We start from the raw sequence: 17,334 nt of genomic DNA, 5'->3' as shown, positions 1-17,334 counted from the left end.
TGGTGGTTTTTCGTATCATGGCTGTTGATTTATACCAGGTACAAAATGAAAGCCTATTATGCCGCCAAAAATGCTTATAAAGCAAAAAAACGAATCATTAAAAAATGGTTGAAAAAGTACAGACCACAGCCTGTTCGTGATTTCGAGTTTATTCACATCAACAAAACAGCGGGCAGCAGCATTGAAAAAGCTTTGGGCGTGCCATTTGAACATGCTTCAGCACTCGAAAAACGCAGAGAACTAGGTCAAGAAGAATGGCAAAGGCGATTCACGTTTTCTATTGTCCGTAACCCATGGGATAAGGTGGTCTCTCATTATGCTTATCGGGTCAAAACCAACCAACATGGCATGGGTGACGGTTCGGTCAGTTTTGCCCAATGGGTGGATTTATGCTTTGAGCAAAAAGACCCGTTTTACCGAGACCGTGAATTGATGTTTGTTTCACAAAGTGACTGGTTGTGTGATGACGAGGGTGAATTGCTGGTAGACAAAGTTTACCGTTTTGAGGAATTGGCAGCTGCTTTTGTTGACCTTAAATCACGATTAAACCTTGAATCAGAACTACCGCATTTAAAACCCTCAAAACGCACGATTTATCAAGAATATTATAATGATTCCAGTCAGGCCATTGTTGCCAAACACTTTGAAAAAGACATCAAACGTTTTGGCTATCAATTTTAAAATGAAACCAAACCTTCATTTGTTTGCCACAAATAATTAAGAATGGCTGATTAAACTCCAAGTTTTTGAAGATTAAACTCTGGGGATTTATAATGAAGAAACTATTATTGGCAATGTCAAAAGGCAGCTCAAAAGCATTGGCCGCCACCTTGATTTTGGGTTGCAGCACCATGGCTCCGGCAGCGGTGGTATTAATCAAAGTCAACAGCATAGACACAGCTTTGGGTGAAGGTTCTGCTGAAATCACATCATACGATAAAAGCAACAGCAAACTGTTTGTTATCAACTCAGGCTTTGCTTCTTTTGGCATATATGACTTTTCAAACCCGAGCCAGGTACCTGTTGCAACAATCATAAACTTATCAAACTTTGGCGCCGGACCGAACAGCATAGCATCTTTCAATGGTTTGGTGGCCGTTGCAGTAGAAGCAGAAACCAAAACAGACACAGGCACGGTTGAATTTTTTGACAGCACAGGACAACACTTAAAGACACTCACCGTTGGGGCATTACCTGACATGCTGACCTTCACTCATGATGGCATGAAGCTGGTTGTGGCCAATGAAGGTGAGCCAGATGAAGGCATTAATCCTATGGGTACCATCAGCATCATTGACCTGACTTCAGGTGTGGCTTCAGCAACCGTCAATACTTTGGATTTTTCAGCATTCAACAACCAAGACTTGGGTGAAACCATCATTGCCGATGGCGTGGCTGTGATTGATGATGTGGAGCCAGAATATGTGGCCATATCCAGTGACAACAACACAGCATTTGTCACCTTACAGGAAAACAATGCGGTTGCAGTTGTTGATTTGACTGATGCAAGTATCACAGCGATTCATGCTTTGGGCAGTAAAGACCACATGCTGGCTGGTAATGAGTTGGATGTCAGTGACAAAGATGGTCTAAAAGGTGAGGGTGAAATAAACCTACAAAACTGGCCAGTGAAAGGCTTATTTATGCCCGATGCCATTGCGACGTATCAAGTGGATGGTGTGAATTACTACATTACAGCCAATGAAGGTGATGCGCGTTCAGAAGATGAACGTGTCAAAGACTTGGTTTTAGATCCCCTGACTTTTCCAGATTTAGCAACATTACAAGCTGATGCGAACTTGGGTCGATTAAAAGTACAAAGTAACCTCGGTCAAGGTCAAACTGGGTACACCGAATTGTATGCTTATGGTGCACGTTCATTCACCATTTGGAATGGAGAAACTGGGGCACAGGTTTTTGACTCAGGCAGTGAATTCGCCAATATCATCGCGTCTCAAAACCCTGAAATTTTTAATGCCAATGACGCATCAGTTGATAAATTCGATGAGCGCAGTGATGACAAAGGCATGGAGCCAGAAGGTGTGACTTTGGGTCAAGTGGGTGATAAAACTTTGGCTTTTATTGGCTTAGAGCGTACCGGTGGCGTAATGACCTATGATGTGACTGATCCTGTCGCGCCTGTATTTGAAAGTTACACGCCAGCAACCGATGGTGATGTGGCTCCTGAAGGTTTGTTGTTCATTCCAGCCAGTGACAATGGCATGAATCAAGACTTGTTATTGGTCAGTCATGAAGACACAGGCACCATTGCTGTGTATACCGTGAGTGAGGATTTGATTTTCAAATCTGATTTTGAAGATTGAATTAAAAAGCAGATAAAATGCCTGCTTTGTGCAGGTATTTTAGTTTGTATGGAGTGACTTTTGGCAGCTGATTGCGTTGTGCTTGCTGTGATAACATGATTGAAATCAATAAAAGGAGCACGTATGAATCACATCTATTTAGGTATCAAGGGTAAAGCGGTTTGTGTTGATAAAAACAATGGAAACATCATTTGGCAAACTACATTGAAGTCCACATCATCGGTTACCAATATTTATTTAGAAGACAACAAATTGTTTGCCTATTCAGGCGGGCATTTGTTCTGCCTGAATAAAGCTGACGGCACGATGCTTTGGGAAAATGAGTTGAAAGGCTTTGGCTATGGTCCATGTATTATTGCCAGTGAAAATCAAGATGCTGCACAAATCAATGCACAATTGGCTGCACAACAAGCGGCCGCAGCAGCCGTAATCACAGCATCGACAGTAGCTACAACATCTAATTCTGGTGGATAAACAAGCCATGAAAACTTTAATCATGGGCAATTCAAGTTCAGGTAAGTCAACTTTAGCCAAAAACAAAGTGGCAAAATACGGTGTTGCACACTTGGATTTAGATGTTTTGGCATGGCTGCCTTGTGATCCACCTGAGCGCATGCCCATTGAAAAATCTGCTGAAAAGATCAGAACATTTATCAATCAGCACAAAAGCTGGGTGATCGAAGGTTGTTATGCGGACTTACTGGCATTTGCAGCCAAAGAAGCGGATGAATTGATTTTCATGAATTTGTCAGTGGAAGACTGTGTGGCAAACGCCAAAAACAGGCCCTGGGAACCACATAAGTATGAAAGCAAAGCAGCACAAGATGCCAACCTGAATATGTTGATTGAATGGATTACTCAATACCCACTTCGTGTTGATGTGTGTTCATTGAATTCACATTTGAATTTGTTTGAAAACTTTTCTGGTTCAAAGCATTGTTATATAGAAAACTTGAAGGTCGATAAAAAATAAGTTTAGAAAATATGGCAAGAAATCTGAGTATGTGTACTTTCAAATAAGCAAAAAAAACCCCACTGAATTATTCAATGGGGTTTTATTATACTAAGTCAGTTTACTGTAAACGGGTTCTTATAATTCCCAAAGTAAGCACCATACCAAGTAACAGCACCAACATGTATTCGTTCAAAGTTGGCACCATGATGGCATCGGTAACACCAGCAACTGTTGGGTTGTTATTGCCATTGATGTTGGGGTCGTCAGTTAAAATATCTTGGAAATTAGTTCCTGAAAACATACCTTGGTTTACGATGCTGCTTCCAGCATTAACTCCATTATTAACTTGTACATCATAATTAATGGTTACACTGGCTCCACTGTTAACGCTTCCAATATCTATTGAAATGGTTGTGTCTGCTTGTGTATTGCCTGTAAGTACAGTGCCTTGTGTGGTTGTTACACTACCGGGTACTATGGTCGTCAATACATCTGGCGTGTCATTGAACACCACTTGATCTGCATTGACATTGTTGTTGGTCAATATGACTTGATAGCTGATGGTATCAGTTTGTCCTAATGGAATAACGAAATTGGCAACCTTGGTGGCTGATAAATCAGGATCGTCACTTAAAATGGTTACGGTTCCTTGGCTGTTACCTATGGTCACATCTCTACCATTTGCAGAAACAGAGGACAGCTCAATATAGAAATCCTCATCACTTTCTGGTGCTAAATCTCCGATAACATCAACTGTAATTTGTTGTGTTTCACCGGCATTACCTGAGAAATTAATTGTACTGCTACTGCTTACATAATCGTTGTCTGCAAGGGTTGCTGAACTATCAGTGGTGTGAGCATCAACGGTAAAAGGAGCATCAACAGCTTGATCTGAGGTGATGGTTAAAGTTACCTGGTTGGTTCCTGCATTGCCTTCTATAACACTCATGTCATTTATTGACAATCTGGCTTGGTCATCATTGGTCACATTTATGGCACCTGAGCTATCACCTAAAGTTACACCTGGTGCTGAAACATTGCTCAATTCAACTGTCAGCATCTCATCCAGTTCAACCAAGTTATCACCATTAATGGTGACATCAATGGTTTGAGTTTCACCAGGGGTGCCTGTAAAGCTCAAAGTACCGTTGTTTGCAGTGTAATCTGAACCAGCCTGGGCGGTACCATCTTGTGTTGTATAATCAACATCAACACCATTTTTTACAGCCATGTTAAGCGACACTGTCAATGTAGCAACACTCGTGCCATTTTGACCTTCTGTGATTGTTACATCATCAATACTGAGGGTAGAAGAGTCATCATTCAAAATGTTTCCAGTTACTGAGTTATTACTCAAAACAACATCCCTACCACTGACAGATAAGTTGCTTAATGCCACTTGGAAAGCTTCATTCGCTTCGGTAACAGTGTCACCATTAACCGATACAGAAAAGTCATGACTCTCATTGCCGGTTCCGATAAAATTTACTGTGTTGTTATTGCTTGCATAATCTGAACCTGCAGTGGCAGTGCCATCATTTGTCGTTGCATCAACACTTAAACTGGTGTCAACGGCATTATCGAGAGTCAGTGTAAAGTCGAAAGCTGTTGTGCCGCTATTACCTTCATTGAGGCTCAAATCATTGATGGTTATTGTGGCACTGTCATCGTTGCTTATGATTCCAATTGCCTGGCCATCTGCAATGGTGGCGTTCAGTCCTACAGGGTTAGATAAGTCAACCAAAAGGGCCTCATCTAATTCAACAATTTCATCGCCAATAATATCAATACTGATGGTTTGAGTTTCACCTGCAGTACCAACAAAATTAAGTGTTCCAGATGCACTGGTATAGTCAGAACCGGAAAGTGCGGTGCTGTTTGCAGTGGCATAGTCAACACTGGCAGCTCCACTCTTTGATGCACTTAAGGTAACGGTAAACACCATGCTGCTGGTACCATTGTCTCCTTCAACAACAACAGCATCGGCGATTGAAAAACTTGAAGAGTCATCGTTGTTGATGGTTCCCAATCCTTGGCTGTCAGCAACAGTCACATCCCTGCCATTGGCAGACAGTGATGATAAGTTAACAGTCAAAGTTTCGTTGTTCTCAACCACAGTGTCGCCGTTTATAATTACACTTACCGTTTGAGTTTCGCCTGAAGTGCCCGCAAAATTAATGGTACTTCCAGTCAGTTGAGCATAATCATTGTCAGCCAGAGTGGCTGTGCCGTCTGCTGTGCTGGCATCAACTGTTAAGGCAGTATCAACTGCTTGGTCTAAGGTGACAGTGAAAGTCAACTGGCTGGTTCCTGCATTACCTTCAGCAACAGATACGTCATTGATGGATAAGCTGGCCGAATCGTTGTTATTGATGGTACCTTGTCCTTGACTGTCAGCTACAGTTACATTTCTGCCATTGGCAGCCAAAGCAGACAGGTTAACGACCAATGTTTCATTGTTTTCAACCAATGCATCACCATTAATTGCCACACTCACTGTTTGAGTTTCGCCTAAAGTACCCGCAAAATTTAGGGTGATTCCTACCAGTTGAAGGTAATCATTGTCAGCCAGAGTTGCGGTGCCGTCTGCTGTGCTGGCATCAACTGTTAAGGCAGTATCAACTGCTTGGTCTAAGGTGACAGTGAAAGTCAACTGGCTGGTACCAGTGTCTCCTTCCGTGATGGTCATGTCATTAATAGATATACTGGCGTTGTCATCGTTATTGATTGTGCCATTGGCTTGTCCATCTCCAATGACTACATTGGTGCCTACAGGGTTTGATAAGTTAATCAGGAATATTTCATCCAGTTCCACCAATTCATCCCCAGATATGTCAATACTGATGTTTTGGGTTTCGCCAGCTGTACCTGTAAAGTTGAGGGTGCCAGAGGCATTGGTATAATCTGAGCCAGAAGTTGCTGTGCTGTTTGCTGTGGCATAATCAACACTGCCTGCACCGCCTATGTTATCGCTGAGTGTGACGGTAAACACCATGCTGCTGTTGCCAGCATCGCCCTCAACTAAAACAGCATCGGCGATTGAAAAACTGGCCGCATCATCATTATTAATGGTGCCTTGTCCTTGACTGTCGGCTACAGTTACATTTCTGCCATTGGCAGCTAAGCCAGATAAATTAACAGTCAATGTTTCGTTATTTTCAACGGCGGTGTCTCCGATGACATCAACACTGATGGTTTGCGTTTCGCCAGCGTTACCTACAAAATTAATGGCAGCTGCGGATACTTGAACATAGTCACTGTCTGCAAGTGTTGCTGTGCCATCTGCTGTACTGGCATTGATTGATAGTGCGGTGTCGACAGCTTGATCCAAAGTGATTGTGAATGTCATTTGGCTGGTACCTGCATTGCCTTCAGAAGTGCTGACATCGTTAATTGACAAACTGGCCGCATCGTTGTTATTGATGGTTCCAAGCCCCTGGGCATCTGCAATGCTGACGTTTCTGCCGCTTGCAGAAAGCCCTGATAAATTAACAGTCAGCGTTTCATTGGCTTCAACCACTGTATCACCATTGATGTTAACGCTGAGGGTTTGTGTTTCACCGGCATTACCTGCAAAGTTTATTGTGCTGCCAGATACCTGGTCATAATCATTGTTTGCAAGTGTAGCTGTGCCATCTGCTGTACTGGCATTAACTGATAATCCCGTATCTACACCTTGATTTAAGGTGACGGTGAATGTCATTTGGCTGGTACCTGCATTGCCTTCAGTTACTGTCATGTCATTGATAGATAAACTGGCTGCATCATTGTTGTTAATGGTACCTGTGCCTTGGCTGTCGCTTATTGTGGCACTGTTAGTCGGGTTGGATAAGTTAACAACAAAGTTTTCATTCAGTTCAACCAACTGGTCACCATTGATTGAAATAGTGATATTTTGTGTTAATCCACCACCATTGGTGAAATTTAAGGTGCCACTGTTTGCGACATAGTCACTGCCTGCGATTGCTGTGCCATTGGCGGTGTCATAATTCACACTAACTGTAGAAGTGTTGTTTGTTCGAGTCACTGTGAAGTTCAAATTGCTGGTCCCAGAATTTCCTTCAGTTATAGAAACATCGTTAATACTGAGTTCTGGCGGCACTGCTACAGCGCGTAAGCGGTATAATTCTCCTTCTGTGCCAGTGTCAGACGCACGGAATATCATGGCATTTTGATATTCAATAACGGTGCCATTGATGTCTTTGGCATGAATGGGGTAGCTGTCACCAGCACCATTAAAGTCAATCATCCGTTCATAAACATTAGTTCCTGTATTGTATTTATAAAGTTCACGACCATTATTGCTTTCCATGACGGCATATAAATCACCTAAGTAAGGAAACTGTGACGTTAAGTTGGAATCTGCAGTTCCACCAGGGTGGGCATTGTTTGTGATTTGAAATTCTGTGGTGCCATTGAAGCGGAAAGGCTCATCATTACCTGCACCATCATTGGCTTCGTAGAATAATTGACCACCAAAAAGGGCCACGTTACTTGGGTCAATTTTAGTTGTGCCAGCCAGCAATTGAAGCGTGTTATTGTCAGACCTAAGAAGGTAAAATCGGCGGTCACTGCCCGACAGGTTGGCATGCATGAGTAAGTGGCCGTTATAAATAACCACATTACCATTGATGTCTCCAGATAAAATTGGGTAACCATCTCCTGCACCATTGAGGTTGGTGTGAACTTCATACTGCCCATTACCAGTGTTGTATTGGTATAACTCACGGCCCACATTGCTTTCCATGACAGCATATAAATTACCATTGAAAACAAATTGTGAAGTGAGGTTTGAGTCATTACCAGCTAAAGGTGATGCATTGGTGATTTGTGTCTCTGTTGTGCCATTGAAACGAAATGGTTCATCATTACCTGCACCATCATCGGCTTCGTAGAATAATTGACCGCCAAAAAGGGCCACGTTGCTTGGGTCAATTTTAGTTGTACCGGCTAAAAGTTGTAATTGGTTGTTGTCAGACCTAAGAAGATAAAAGCGACGATCACTGGCCGCTTGATTGGCATGCATGAGTAAGTGGCCATTATAAATAATGACATCGCCATTGATGTCCCCAGCCAAAATTGGGTAGCCATCACCAGCACCATTGAGGTTGGTATGCAGTTCATATTGTTGGTTGCCTGTGTTGTATTGGAACAATTCACGGCCCACATTGCTTTCCATGACGGCATATAAATTACCATTGAAAACAAATTGTGAGGTTAGGTTTGAATCTGCAGTTCCACCAGGGTGTGCTGCATTTGTAATTTGAGTTAAGGTCGTCCCATCAAACCTAAATGGCTCATCATTATCAGCTGCATTGGCAGCTTCAAAAAACAACTCGCCATTGAATATGGCAAAATTACTCGGCCTGGCTTGTACTGTGCCGGGTGTTATGTTTTGATACAGTTCAAATATGGTGGCTGTAGCAAAAGAGTTTGTAGCGTAAAAAAGTGATATTAACAGCAATAAAGGGGATATAAAAAACCCTTTGAAATAAAATGTTTTCATAAGAAATAGCCAAGCAAATAAAAAGATGTTGTGACAAAATCAAAAAGAATGTTTGATGTATGTCCCCCTTAATACCTATTGATTTAACATTATTTTACACTTGGATTCAATGAATTTTTAGCTTGGTTATTTTAAGGTTTAGCATTTATATAAAATTCTAATTATTTAAAAAAGTTACAAGACAATATAAACCATACATCAAACAATGGTTCAAAAAATCTAAGGTGTTGTTAAATACCTGCATTATAATCTTGTATTTTGACCGGACTTTAAAAACATGGAATTACTCGATAGAAACTCCTTTCAGGATGATGCAGGATTCGCTCAACTACTGGATGCCAATGATCCATTGCGCCACATGCGTGATGCTTTTTTTATTCCCAAAATCAAAGGATCAAGTAAGGAAGAAATTTATTTGTGCGGTAACTCTTTGGGATTACAACCGAAACTGGCATCAGTTTATGTCAAAGAAGAGTTAGAAAAGTGGCATAAACTGGGTGTTAAAGGGCATTTTGAAAGTGACAACCCTTGGATGAATTACCATGAAGGTTTGGCCAAGGTTTCGGCAGAGTTGGTGGGGGCCAAGCCATCTGAAGTGGTGTGTATGAATACACTGACAGCTAACTTACACTTTTTGATGGTGAGCTTTTATCAGCCCACAGCCCAGCGCCATAAAATTTTGATAGAAGACCATGCCTTTCCATCAGATCATTATGCGGTCGAATCACAAATTAAATTTCATGGACATAACCCCGCCGAATCTATGCTGCTATTGAAGCCACGTGAAGGTGAAGAATGTTTGCGAACGGAAGATATTTTGAAGGCCATTGATGAACATGCTGATGAATTGGCGTTGATCATGTTGCCGGGTGTTCAGTATTACACCGGGCAAGTATTCGATATGCAGCAGATTACTGATGCCGCACAACACCATGGCATCACTGTTGGTTTTGATTTGGCACATGCCACGGGTAACATTGAAATGAAGTTACATGACTGGGGTGTGGATTTTGCCGCTTGGTGTACTTATAAATATGTCAACTCCGGTCCGGGTGCCGTGGCTGGGTGTTTTGTTCATGAAAAACACCATGATAATCCTGACATGCCGCGTTTTGTCGGTTGGTGGGGGCACGATAAGGCCACTCGTTTTAAAATGGAAAACACTTTTGTGCCGATACAAAGTGCAGAAGGTTGGCAGTTATCTAACCCGCCGATTTTATCACTGGCGGCCATCAGGGGCTCTTTAGAAACGTTTGAACAAGCCGGAGGAATTTCTGCACTTCGCAACAAATCTAAACAGTTAACTGCCTATTTGCGTTTTTTATTGAACAATAGGCTCAAAGAAGAAGTGGGCATCATAACACCTGATGAAGAGTTGTCAGGGTGCCAGCTGTCATTAACGATAAAAACTGATAAACCCGGTAAGTCGGTATTTGATGCCATTGAAGCCGAGGGTGTGACCTGTGATTGGCGGGAGCCCAATGTCATTCGAGTGGCACCTGTACCTTTGTATAATCGTTTTGAAGAAATGGTTCATTTTGTTGATATTTTGGAGCAAGCCATATGACAGAAACATTTGAAAACCCTGCGCACATCACCATCATTGGTGCCGGGCTGGTGGGGTCATTACAGTCCATATATTTGGCACAGCGTGGTTACCAAGTAACTGTTTTTGAGCAATTGCCGGACATACGAAAAGAAGCCATTCCAGCAGGGAGGTCTATCAACTTGGCCTTGGCCAATCGAGGCATTCATGCCTTGAAGGAAGTGGGTGTTATGGAGCAAGTCAAACCCTTATTGATCCCAATGAAAGGTCGTATGTTGCATGATGAAGCGGGAAATTTAAAATTACAAAGTTATGGTCAAAAGCCTGAAGAGGTGATTTATTCGGTGTCGCGTGCTGGCTTGGTCAGTTTGTTGCGGGATAAAGCAGAAGCTACTGGTTTGGTGACGTTTCATTTTAAGCATGAGTTAAAAGCCATCAGGTTTAATCGAAAACGCTGTGATGTTGAAAATACAGTGACTGCTGTGACCATTTCGCATGATTTTGAGTATTTGATTGGTGCCGATGGCGGTGGCAGTCAAGTAAGGGCCTGTATAGAAGCTTTGGAGGAGACTGAGGTCAGTTCAGAGTTGTTAGACCATTCATACAAAGAATTGACTGTGCCAGCAGGCAGCGAAGGTGATTTTCAATTGTATAAAGAGGCGTTGCATATTTGGCCACGTGGAGAATACATGATGATTGGCTTGCCCAACCCTGATGCCAGTTTCACCATGACCTTGTTTATGCCAAACAAGGGTGAGGCAAGTTTTGAGGCGATTAAAAATCCAGTACAATTAGAACGGTTTTTTGATGAACATTTTGCCGATGTAAAAGCGTTGATTCCAGATTTAACGCATGACTTTTTTGCCAATCCGACAGGTTATTTAGGTACCATCAGGTGTAATGACTGGCACTATAAAAATGTGATATTAACGGGTGATGCGGCCCATGCCATTGTACCTTTTCATGGACAAGGCATGAATGCCGGTTTTGAAGACTGTGCTGCATTGAATGCTGCATTGGAAGCATCAGATGATAACTGGGATTTGGCTATGCCTATTTTTGAAGCCTCGCGAATCAACAACACCAACGCCATTGCCGACATGGCTTTGGAGAACTATGTTGAGATGAGGTCATCGGTGCGTGATCCCAAATTCCACCTGAAAAAGAAAATTGCTTTTGAATTAGAAAAGCGATTACCTGAATTCTTTATTCCACGTTATTCAATGGTCATGTTTCATTTGATTCCTTATGCAGAAGCCCAGTCCAGAGGTTTAATACAAAATAAAATATTGGATCAACTCAGTAACCATGTTGAGCACATAGAAGAAGTGGACTTTGAGCGAGGGGAACGATTGGTGATGCAAAAGCTACCCAGATTGAGCTGAAGCCATTCATAAGTCACAGAGAATATTGTTTTGCTGTGCCTGCCTTTGTATGAATCATTCGCAGTGTTCATGATTATAAATTTGACCACAGCATTGGGTATACTGTATTGCGCCATCCTTGCTTAGATAAAAGTTATTCCACTCGCTGATACAGTTGCTCGTCACCCCAAGCCTTGAAGTAAAGTTGCTTGAATTGACCTGAGCTTTTTGTCTCAAATCGAATGCGGGTTTTGGTCAGCTTCATAATGAATTTATTTTGCCCCAAATAAGTCAATCGATAGGCTGGCTGTTTGGGAAAATGGAGCATCAAAAAGCCATCTTTGATACTGGTTTTGATGGTTTTGTCATTGACTTTGTTGTGAAAAGTGCCGGTGTAAGCTTTTAATTCATCTTCGCTGATTTCGACTGGGAAGTCATAGGATTTCATCTCATTTTCAGGTTTCAATAAATGACCTGCCATGTCTTCTACAGCATGTTCAGCTTGATTGGTGATGGCAGCAACCACTTTCTCTTGTTCAGGGTCTATCATCAAAATACTGCGAAAGCCCGCGGTGCCTCCGTTGTGCCATAAAACGCCTTTATTGATGTGCCAATTGAGGCCCAAAGTGACACCACGATCTTGGTAGTGGATTTGTTTACTGAGTGCAATGGCTTGTTTCAGCTCTGGGTGGTCAGCTTTGAGTATGGCAATACCAAAGGTCAACAGGTCTTCTATGCTGCTGTTGACAGAACCTGCTCCGGCTAAAGCTTTGAAGTGCCAGTTAGGAACAGCATACTTTCCAGCATAGCCAGTCACTCTACGATCTTCTGGTACCAAGGAAGCATCGGCATAGCTGTTATTCATGTTCAACGGCTCAAATACACGTTTTTTTAATAAATTTTGGTAGCTGTCTTGGTTTAATATGGCCAAAGCTTCACCTAACAAACCCACGCCGTAATTAGAGTATGCGTAATGTTGTTGATTGGGAGATACGGTTTGGTCGCTGATGGCGGCTAATAAATCTTCCCTTTGGTAGTCAGCATAGGGGTCTTTGCCCATGATGTTCTTTTGGTTGCTGGGTAAACGAGGTAAGCCAGATGAGTGTGTGGAAAGTTGTTTCAGGGTGATGGCTTTGGGCGATGTGAATTTAAGTTCAGTAGGTAATAAGTTATCAATGTGGTCATCTAAGGACACTTTGTTTTTAACCACCGCTTCTGCGAGTAACAACGCAGTCATGGTTTTGGTGATGGAACCAATTTCAAAAACCGATTGTTTGTTTAACTTTATTTTGTTTTCTTTGTTGGCCCAACCACTGATATGGTAAGCCCTGGACTGGTTTTCATAAACACCGAGCACGATACCTTGGTTATAGTTATGTTTAACCCGCTGATCGGCTTCATGTTGAACATCTTCTGGGATTTGTGCCGCTGCTAAATTGAAGCTAATTGCCAGTAATAGCCATTTCATTCTTAAATCTCGGTATTTTATTGGCTAATTATCATAGCACAAGCCGGTGTATGCAGGGCAGATGTCAACAGTCATGAAATGACCTTCAGCACTGTTTATTTTTATTCAATCGGATAAAATCATTGTTTTTAAATTTATGACAAGAGGAAAAGGCATGAAAATATCAATAACAAAGGTAGCAGGTACATTAGGAATGTTGGCATGGGGTGTAAGTGTCCAAGCCAGTGATTTAACTTTAGAGGGTGTGTTGAATGATTATTATGAAGCCAAAGGTGGTTTAGAAGTCATCAGGGGAATCAAGACCATGCATGCCAAGGGCAAAATGAGCATGGGTGGTATGGAAGTGCCATTGGAAATATCGGCCAAAAGACCAGGTAAAGTACATGTGGCTTTCGAAGTTCAAGGCATGAAAGGTATTCAAGCTTTTGACGGTGAAAAAGGGTGGTCGGTGATGCCTTTCATGGGCAAGCCCGATCCTGAAGAAATGGCAGATGACCAGCTGAAACAAATTCAAGAGCAAGCAGACATGGATGGTGTGTTGGTTGATTATGAAAAGAAAGGTCACAACGTTGAATTGATTGGCACTTCTGAAATTGAAGGCACGCCAGTGATTGAACTCAAAGTCACAAAAAAAGGTGGAGATGTGATGACCTACTTTTTGGATGAAGAATACAAATTAGAAGTCATGGTACGTGCTCAAACCACCATGATGGGTCAAGAAATGATCACAGAATCATACACATCTGGGTATGAAGAAATTGGTGACACAGTTGTACCCATGCAAACCACAGTTAAAATGAACGGTACTGTGGGTCAAAACCTGGTCTTTGAATCAGTAGAGTTTAATACCGATATTGATGATGCATTGTTTTCTATGCCTGCCAAAGCGGAAAAGCCAGAAGCTGCTACAGCTGATAAATAAATAAAAAAGGGGACAATGATGAACAGAAAACAATGGTTGTTAACCCTGGCATTAGCGCCAATTTTTGGACCGAGTGCAGTGGGAACTGCCTCGGCCAAAGAGGTTAAGGTCGATTCATATACCTTTGGTGGCATGTCGGCACGTGCCATAGGTCCTGCTGTGATGAGCGGCAGAATATCTGCACTCGATGCCACCAACAGCGATGCTCCTACGATTTATGTGGGTACTGCTAGTGGTGGTGTTTGGAAGTCTAATGACGGTGGTGTTGGTTTCAGCGCGATTTTTGATGACCACACGCAATCCATAGGCGCGGTATCAATAGATCCTAACGACGAGAAAAAAGTTTGGGTTGGTACTGGTGAATCGTGGGTCAGAAATACGGTTTCAGTGGGCGATGGCGTTTATGTCACGGAAGATGGTGGCATCAAGTGGAAACATTTGGGTTTAGAAAAAACCGAACGCATTGCGGCCATTGAAGTGGACGCTCAAAATGGTGACAACGTTTTTGTTTGTGCCACGGGTGCTTTATGGAGTGATGCCAAAGAACGTGGTGTTTACCGCACCCAAGACAGTGGTGCCACTTGGGAAAAAGTACTTTATGTGAATCAATCAACAGGTTGTTCTGATTTGGCCATGGATCCAAACAACCCCAATATCCTTTATGCGGGTATGTGGGAATTCAGGCGTTCACCTGATTATTTCACATCCGGTGGTGATGGTTCTGGCTTATACCGATCTATAGATGGTGGTGACAGCTGGCAAGAATTGAAAAACGGTTTACCAGACAGTGAAAAGGGGCGAATTGCGATAGCCATTGCACCATCACAGTCAACCACAGTTTATGCCACAGTTGAGTCTGAATCTACAGCCTTGTACCGTTCAGATGACATGGGCAAAACTTGGGAAAAACGTTCTGAATCTGCCATGGTTCAAATGCGTCCATTCTATTTTGGTGAGTTGAAAGTTGATCCAACCGATCCAGAACGCGTATACAAACCCAGTTACACAACAGTCATCTCTGAAGACGGTGGCAAATCTTTCACATCGATGTTTTCTGGTGGTTTCTCAACATCTGTTCATCCTGATCACCATGCTTTGTGGGTTAATCCACAAAACCCTAACCAAGTCATACTGGGTACAGATGGTGGCGTTTATGTATCTCACAATAAAGGCAACAATTGGCGCATGGTAGGTTCTCTACCTGTCAGTCAGTTTTACCATGTTTCACATGATGACCAATGGCCTTACCATGTTTATGGCGGCTTACAAGACAATGGTTCTTGGGAAGGTCCCTCACGCGCACCCGGCGGCATAAAGGCCAAACATTGGAATTCAATCGGCATGGGTGATGGCTTCTGGTCATACGTTGATAAAACCGACAATAATGTGATTTATTCAGAGTACCAAGGCGGTAAGCTGTTGCGATTAGATCGAACGGTTGGCGAAGTGAAAAACATTCCTCCCGTGGCTCGAGATAATGAAGAAGATTTGCGATTCAATTGGAACACACCTTTGTTGGTCAGTGCGGCCAAGCCAGGTACTATTTATTATGGCTCGCAATATGTACACGTATCTACCGATCAAGGGGAATCTTGGAAAACCATATCACCTGATTTAACCACAGACGACCCCAAAAGACAGCGCCAAAGCACCACCGGTGGATTAACCATTGATAATTCAACGGCAGAAAACAACGCCACCATTTATACCATTGCAGAATCTGAAATTGATGGCGATGTGTTGTGGGTAGGTTCTGATGACGGTTTGATTCATGTTTCAAAAAACGCGGGTGAAAGCTGGCAGTCTGTGAGCAAGAACATCAAGGGCGTGCCGAAAGGTACTTGGGTTTCTCGCATCACCACCAGTTCACATGACAAAGGCACGGCTTTTGTGACCTATGACGGTCACCGCACAGGTGACATGAAAACTTATGTTTACCAAACCAACGACTTTGGTAAGAGCTGGGAAAAATTGGCTGCCGATGATTTGGGTTACGCTTGGATCATGCGTCAAGACACGGTAAACCCTGATTTGTATTTCTTAGGGACAGAATTAGGCTTATATGTAAGTTTAGATGGCGGCCAAAATTGGGCGCGTTTCAAAGAAAACTTACCCAAAGTGGCGGTACACGACATGGTGATCCACCCGACTGAACATGATTTGATATTGGCGACACATGGTCGTGGAGTTTACATCATTGATGACATTTCACCCATGCGTGCCTTGAACAAAGAAAAGCTACAGGAAAATGTGTTGTTGCTGCCATCCAGACCATCGGTGATGGTTGAAGGCGGTGCTTTACAAAGCTTTTCAGGTGCTGGCGAGTTTGTAGGTGACAACCCATCTGAGGTGGCTGTTATCAGTTATTATTTGAAAAAACGCCACATGTTTGGTGACATGAAGGTCAATGTTTTGGATAAAGACGACAACATCATCACCACATTAGTGGCGGGTAAACGTCGTGGCATCAACCGCGTAGAGTGGCCGATGCGACTGAAAGCACCCAAATTCCCTCCATCGACTTCTTTGGTTCCGGGCTTTTTTGGCCCCAGAGTGGCAGAAGGTGAATATAAAGTAGAAATCATCAAGGGCAAGAAAAAGTATTACACCACTGTTGAATTGGTCGCTGATCCCAGATCTAAGCACACCAAAGCAGACAGACAGGCGCAACATGACTTGTCGATGAAATTGTATGATTCAATCAATGATTTGACCTTCAAATTAAGTCAATTGAAAGACGTGAACACACAATTGGATGCCCTTGAAGACCTGTCATCAAGTGCGAAAAAGAAAGCCAAAAAATGGGCTGAAAGCTATGCGGCATTGAACAAAAAATACACAGCAACTAAAGTTGGCGCCATCACTGGCGAGCAACAGTTGCGTGAAAAGCTGGGCACTTTGTTTGGTAATGTGGTTGGCTATAACGGCAAGCCAAGTCAAACACAATTTGAGCAAGCTGATCAATTGATGGCTGAAGTTGAAGTGGCTATCAAAGCCGCTGATAAAGTGATTGACCAACAGTTCTCAGGTATCAAAAAATCCTTGGAAGAAGCGCAACAAATTAAATTGTTGGAGCGCGGTGCTTGGAATGAAAAAAATGGACTCGGTTTGGTTGAACAAAAAGTCAACAAACAGTGGTTCATTCAGGGTGCGCCTGTGATGCACTGATACCTAAATTGTTTTAGAAAACATAACCCTTTACCGACAAGCGTGTGGTAAAGGGTTTTTTTATGTCTGGTGGTTATGTTT

At 42.7% G+C, this 17,334-nt stretch carries 10 protein-coding genes; 8 read left to right on the top strand and 2 right to left on the bottom strand.

Annotation, left to right across the window (positions count from 1 at the left end):
* The first annotated feature begins 45 nt into the window (after positions 1 to 45).
* From FET73_RS05785 to FET73_RS05770, 4 genes are all read left to right on the top strand, one after another.
* The gene (locus tag FET73_RS05785) at positions 46 to 681 is read left to right on the top strand and encodes a sulfotransferase family 2 domain-containing protein (RefSeq protein ID WP_218944270.1); all 636 of its coding nucleotides are present in this window, start codon (positions 46 to 48) and stop codon (positions 679 to 681) included.
* Positions 682 to 773: 92 nt separating this feature from the next.
* A complete protein-coding gene (locus FET73_RS05780) occupies positions 774 to 2,324 on the top strand; it encodes a choice-of-anchor I family protein (protein WP_154222951.1) in 1,551 nt (516 codons plus the stop codon).
* Between the two features lie 123 nt (positions 2,325 to 2,447).
* The gene (locus FET73_RS05775; protein ID WP_154222950.1) at positions 2,448 to 2,798 is read left to right on the top strand and encodes an outer membrane protein assembly factor BamB family protein; all 351 of its coding nucleotides are present in this window, start codon (positions 2,448 to 2,450) and stop codon (positions 2,796 to 2,798) included.
* Positions 2,799 to 2,805: 7 nt separating this feature from the next.
* Complete coding sequence (locus FET73_RS05770) at positions 2,806 to 3,297, top strand: P-loop NTPase family protein (RefSeq protein ID WP_154222949.1); 492 nt, start codon at positions 2,806 to 2,808, stop codon at positions 3,295 to 3,297.
* 100 nt (positions 3,298 to 3,397) lie between these two features.
* Here the strand turns inward: FET73_RS05770 and FET73_RS05765 are convergent, their stop codons facing one another.
* On the bottom strand, positions 3,398 to 8,785 hold the full coding sequence (locus FET73_RS05765; RefSeq protein ID WP_154222948.1) for a beta strand repeat-containing protein: 5,388 nt from the start codon (positions 8,783 to 8,785) through the stop codon (positions 3,398 to 3,400).
* A gap of 277 nt (positions 8,786 to 9,062) precedes the next feature.
* Between FET73_RS05765 and kynU the strand changes: the two genes are divergently transcribed.
* Both kynU and FET73_RS05755 read left to right on the top strand, forming a co-directional pair.
* Positions 9,063 to 10,352, top strand: a complete 1,290-nt coding sequence (gene kynU, locus FET73_RS05760; protein ID WP_154222947.1) for a kynureninase — start codon at positions 9,063 to 9,065, stop codon at positions 10,350 to 10,352.
* Positions 10,349 to 11,716: an FAD-dependent oxidoreductase gene (locus FET73_RS05755; protein ID WP_154222946.1), complete on the top strand. Its 1,368-nt coding sequence runs from the start codon at positions 10,349 to 10,351 to the stop codon at positions 11,714 to 11,716. The genes kynU and FET73_RS05755 overlap by 4 nt, the downstream gene beginning before the upstream one ends.
* A gap of 133 nt (positions 11,717 to 11,849) precedes the next feature.
* On the opposite strand, the gene FET73_RS05750 is transcribed toward FET73_RS05755, so the two are convergent.
* Positions 11,850 to 13,163: a serine hydrolase domain-containing protein gene (locus FET73_RS05750; protein ID WP_154222945.1), complete on the bottom strand. Its 1,314-nt coding sequence runs from the start codon at positions 13,161 to 13,163 to the stop codon at positions 11,850 to 11,852.
* A gap of 154 nt (positions 13,164 to 13,317) precedes the next feature.
* Between FET73_RS05750 and FET73_RS05745 the strand changes: the two genes are divergently transcribed.
* Both FET73_RS05745 and FET73_RS05740 read left to right on the top strand, forming a co-directional pair.
* Complete coding sequence (locus FET73_RS05745) at positions 13,318 to 14,085, top strand: LolA family protein (protein ID WP_154222944.1); 768 nt, start codon at positions 13,318 to 13,320, stop codon at positions 14,083 to 14,085.
* An 18-nt stretch (positions 14,086 to 14,103) separates the two neighbouring features.
* The gene (locus tag FET73_RS05740; RefSeq protein ID WP_154222943.1) at positions 14,104 to 17,253 is read left to right on the top strand and encodes a glycosyl hydrolase; all 3,150 of its coding nucleotides are present in this window, start codon (positions 14,104 to 14,106) and stop codon (positions 17,251 to 17,253) included.
* The last annotated feature ends 81 nt before the right edge of the window (positions 17,254 to 17,334 follow it).

This window comes from Marinicella rhabdoformis (assembly GCF_009671245.1).
Taxonomy (GTDB): Bacteria; Pseudomonadota; Gammaproteobacteria; order Xanthomonadales; family Marinicellaceae; genus Marinicella; species Marinicella rhabdoformis.
Note: the sequence above shows the minus strand (reverse complement) of the source record. Positions and strands in the feature narration are given on the sequence as shown.

Bases quoted from the DNA above. Each gene is read 5' to 3' on its own strand.
- FET73_RS05785 (WP_218944270.1), top strand. From the start codon at position 46: ATGAAAGCCTATTATGCCGCCAAAAATGCTTATAAAGCAAAAAAACGA.
- FET73_RS05780 (WP_154222951.1), top strand. From the start codon at position 774: ATGAAGAAACTATTATTGGCAATGTCAAAAGGCAGCTCAAAAGCATTG.
- FET73_RS05775 (WP_154222950.1), top strand. From the start codon at position 2,448: ATGAATCACATCTATTTAGGTATCAAGGGTAAAGCGGTTTGTGTTGAT.
- FET73_RS05770 (WP_154222949.1), top strand. From the start codon at position 2,806: ATGAAAACTTTAATCATGGGCAATTCAAGTTCAGGTAAGTCAACTTTA.
- FET73_RS05765 (WP_154222948.1), bottom strand. From the start codon at position 8,785: ATGAAAACATTTTATTTCAAAGGGTTTTTTATATCCCCTTTATTGCTG.
- kynU (WP_154222947.1), top strand. From the start codon at position 9,063: ATGGAATTACTCGATAGAAACTCCTTTCAGGATGATGCAGGATTCGCT.
- FET73_RS05755 (WP_154222946.1), top strand. From the start codon at position 10,349: ATGACAGAAACATTTGAAAACCCTGCGCACATCACCATCATTGGTGCC.
- FET73_RS05750 (WP_154222945.1), bottom strand. From the start codon at position 13,163: ATGAAATGGCTATTACTGGCAATTAGCTTCAATTTAGCAGCGGCACAA.
- FET73_RS05745 (WP_154222944.1), top strand. From the start codon at position 13,318: ATGAAAATATCAATAACAAAGGTAGCAGGTACATTAGGAATGTTGGCA.
- FET73_RS05740 (WP_154222943.1), top strand. From the start codon at position 14,104: ATGAACAGAAAACAATGGTTGTTAACCCTGGCATTAGCGCCAATTTTT.